A 457-nucleotide genomic window follows, 5' to 3' on the forward strand; every position below is an offset into this window, starting at 1 on the left:
GTAAAGGAAGCTTGCGCAAATGCGAATGCCGAAACGGGCAGATTGGCAGCCGATAAGCACCGGATGATCGTCGACGCATGCGAAGCTATTTTAGACGATTTTGATCGTTTTGCTTCAGACTTGCGGACTCCAGCTATTCAGGGGGGAGCCGGGACGAGCACCAACATGAACGCTAACGAGGTAATCGCCAACCTCGCGGCGGAAATGGCCGGGGCAAAGAAAGGTACATATGAGCTGATTCATCCAAACGATGACGTCAACATGGCACAATCGACAAACGACGTCTTTCCTACCGCAGGACACCTGGCTCTGGTGGAATATGCGACCGATCTCTTGGATCAGCTTGAGAAGGCTGCATCCTCAGTTCTGAAACTGGCTCATGAACGCCGCTGCTCCCTGAAAATGGGCGGTACCCAACGTGAATATGCAGTCCCGACAACGTTTGGCAAGGAGTAAC

At 52.7% G+C, this 457-nt stretch carries 1 protein-coding gene; it reads left to right on the forward strand.

Annotated elements, in window-relative coordinates; all coding sequences use genetic code 11:
* A partial coding sequence (locus tag KJQ99_RS09695; RefSeq protein ID WP_250325701.1) for a lyase family protein occupies positions 1-456 on the forward strand: 456 nt, incomplete at its 5' end.
* Between the last annotated feature and the right edge of the window lies 1 nt (position 457).

It is taken from the genome of Campylobacter sp. 2018MI13, from assembly GCF_018501135.1.
Taxonomy (GTDB): Bacteria; Campylobacterota; Campylobacteria; order Campylobacterales; family Campylobacteraceae; genus Campylobacter_E.